Origin of the sequence: Klebsiella sp. MS 92-3, assembly GCF_000195655.1 — a bacterium.
GTDB classification, from domain to species: domain Bacteria; phylum Pseudomonadota; class Gammaproteobacteria; order Enterobacterales; family Enterobacteriaceae; genus Klebsiella; species Klebsiella pneumoniae.
In genome coordinates this window covers 108,820-111,934 of record NZ_GL882869.1, presented here as the reverse complement: position 1 = coordinate 111,934, position 3,115 = coordinate 108,820, and the positions used below count along the sequence as shown (strand labels likewise).

The following is a 3,115-nucleotide window of genomic DNA, read 5'->3' as shown; positions in this document are numbered from 1 at the left end:
GAGCGCGATATCCGCCATCGGCTTGCCGCCGCTCAGCGGCTTCAGCTCCGCCTGCGGTACCTCATCCACCGCCCCAGCTGGCTGATATTTCAGCTCCAGCACTTCACTGGTCCACGCCAGCGCTTTCTCGATCTCCGCCGGATTGCCGTCAAGACGAATACCGTAGGTTGGGATGATCGCCTTCAGCTTGGCCTGCCATTCCGGCGAATTGACTTTATCTTTAAACACTTTTTCCATTAGCTGCAGCATGATAGGCGCCGCGGTGGAGGCCCCTGGCGACGCGCCGAGAAGCGCCGCGACGGTGCCTTCATCATCGCTGACCACTTCGGTGCCCAGGCGCAGTACCCCGCCCTTCTTCGCGTCGCGCTTAATGATCTGCACGCGCTGACCGGCCTGCCACAACCGCCAGTCCTCTTTCCGCGCTTCCGGATAATATTCGCACAGCGCGGCCAGACGATCTTTATCTTTCTGCATCACCTGGCTAATCAGATATTTTACCAGATCGAAGTTGTCCAGGCCGACGTTGAGCATTGGCAAAATATTTGAGGTATTCGTCGAGGCCAGCAGATCCCACAGCGAACCGTTCTTCAGGAAACGGGTCGAGAAGGTGGCGAATGGTCCGAACAGCACCACGCGTTTACCGTCGATAATACGGGTATCGATGTGCGGCACCGACATCGGCGGCGCGCCCACTTCGGCCTGACCGTAGACCTTCGCCAGATGGTGGTTCACCACCTCCGGATTTTCGCAGACCAGGAACTGGCCGCCGACCGGGAAGCCCGCATACTCTTTGGCCTGCGGAATGCCGGTCTCCTGCAGCAGGGTCAGCGCTGCGCCGCCGGCGCCGATAAAGATAAATTTAGCTTTAATGACCCGCTTCTGACGACGATTGTCGGCATCCGCCAGGGTGACCGTCCAGCTCTTGTCGGCGTTGCGCTTGAAGCGACGCACCACGGTGCCCAGCTGTAGGGAGAAATTATCATGCTTTTGCAGACCGGCGATCAGCTGGCGGGTAATTTCACCATAGTTGACGTCGGTTCCCACTTCTGAGCGAGTGGCGGCGACCTTTTGCAGCGGGTCGCGGCCTTCCATCACCAGCGGCGCCCAGGCTTTGATCTGCTGATGGTCTTCAGAATAGCGAATACCGCGGAACAGTTCACTTTGCTGCAGCGCCGCGTAGCGCGCACGCAGGAAGTTGACGTTATCTTCGCCCCACACAAAGCTCATGTGCGGCACGCTGTTAATGAAAGATTTTGGTTTGTTCAGGACGCCGCGTGTCACCTGATGCGCCCAGAACTGACGCGAGATATGGAAGGCTTCGTTGATGTCGACCGCTTTGTCGATATTGATGCCGTTGGCGGTCTGCGGCGTGTAGTTCAGCTCCATCAGCGCCGCGTGGCCGGTACCCGCATTATTCCACCCGTTTGAGCTCTCTTCCGCCACGCTGGACATCTGCTCAACCATGGTAATAGACCAGTCTGGCTCAAGCTCCTGCAGCCAGGTTCCCAGTGTGGCGCTCATAATGCCACCGCCAATCAACAATACATCCGTCTCTTGCTCATGGCGGGTGTTGGTCCGAGTGCTGTTGGGACCAACCGCCTGTGAGCGTGGTACGGCCATCTTTTTATTCATCGGATTTGAGCCTTACTTTACTCGCTGTTTTTATTTAGCGCAGGTGATACGATTCTCACCCCTCACGTTACCACCGAAGCTCAAAAATTTAAATATTGTTTAAATTTTAAGTTCTGTTTTGAGATCCGTTATAAAAATGTTTAATAAATGTATACACCAAATCACTTTTTGTACTGGTGCGCTGACAGATTCCGCGCTATCATCCCTGGTTTTGTGACAGACCGCACGGAAGCAGGGCCTGACACCGCTCCCTCTTTTTTTATAAGCTGCGAACTTTTTTTATGCCTCCAGTTTCTGACCCCGCCGCTTCCGGCAACCTCCGTCCCATCCTCCGCTCCCCGTCTTTACTGACGCGCGAAGTGCTGGCCGGCGTGCTCACCGCCCTGGCGCTCATCCCTGAAGTGATTTCGTTTTCAGTCATTGCCGGCGTTGACCCGCAGGTAAGCCTGATTGCTTCGGTGGTGCTCTGCCTGGCGATGTCAGTCTTCGGCGGACGCCCGGCGATGGTCACCGCCGCCGCGGGCTCGGTGGCGCTGGTGATTGGCCCGATGGTGCATCAGCACGGCGTGGGGTACATTTTACCGGCTGTCATTCTGGCGGGTATTATTCAAATTTTGTTTGGTCTGTGCGGCATGGCGCGCCTGATGCGCTTTATTCCCCCGGCGGTGATGACCGGGTTCGTCAACGCCCTTGGGATCCTGATTTTCTTTGCTCAGGTGCCGCATTTCTGGAGTCGACAACCGCTAATCGTTGGCCTGTTCGTCCTGACGCTGCTTATCGTCCTGTGGGCGCCGCGCGTTATTAAGGCTATCCCGGCGCCGCTGATCGCCATCGTCGCGCTCACCCTCTATACCGCGACCACCGGCCAGCAGCTGCCGACCGTCGGCGATGAAGGCTCGATGAGCGGTGGCCTGCCGGGGTTCACCGCCCTGACCGTTCCCCTGAACCTGACCACCCTGCAGATAATCTGGCCGTGTGCCCTCAGCATCGCCTTTGTCGGCCTGATGGAGTCCTTGCTGACGGCTAAGCTGGTGGATGATCTCACTCATACCTCGTCGAACAAATCGCGGGAAAGCGCCGGGCTGGGTATCGCCAATATCCTTGCCGGCTGCTATGGCGGCATCGCCGGCTGCGCGATGATCGGCCAGACTATCGTGAACGTGGAAATGGGCCGGGCCCGCAGCCGCCTCTCAACGGTAATCGCCGGCCTGGTGCTGCTCCTGCTGGTGACAGCGCTCAGCCAGGTGATGGCGAAGATCCCGATGGCGGTTCTCGCCGGGGTGATGGTGATCGTGGCGGTGAAGACCTTTAGCTGGCGCAGCATTCGCCCGGGTGAGCTGGCGCGTAATCCGTGGCCGGAAACGCTGGTGATGCTGGTGACCGTCGCCGCGACGGTGGGAACCAGCAATCTGGCGATCGGTGTGCTGGCGGGGGTTGTCGCGGTGGGGGTCATCCCCCCCCCCGCCCCCGCGGCGGGGGGGGG

2 protein-coding genes are annotated in these 3,115 nt (G+C 58.7%); one reads left to right on the top strand and one right to left on the bottom strand.

Features of this window, described 5'->3' with window-relative positions:
* On the bottom strand, positions 1 to 1,632 hold a 1,632-nt coding region (gene mqo / locus HMPREF9538_RS00940), incomplete at its 3' end, for a malate dehydrogenase (quinone) (protein ID WP_009486440.1).
* 359 nt (positions 1,633 to 1,991) lie between these two features.
* Between mqo and HMPREF9538_RS00945 the strand changes: the two genes are divergently transcribed.
* The coding region (locus tag HMPREF9538_RS00945; RefSeq protein WP_148671949.1) for a SulP family inorganic anion transporter at positions 1,992 to 3,115 on the top strand (1,124 nt) is incomplete at its 3' end.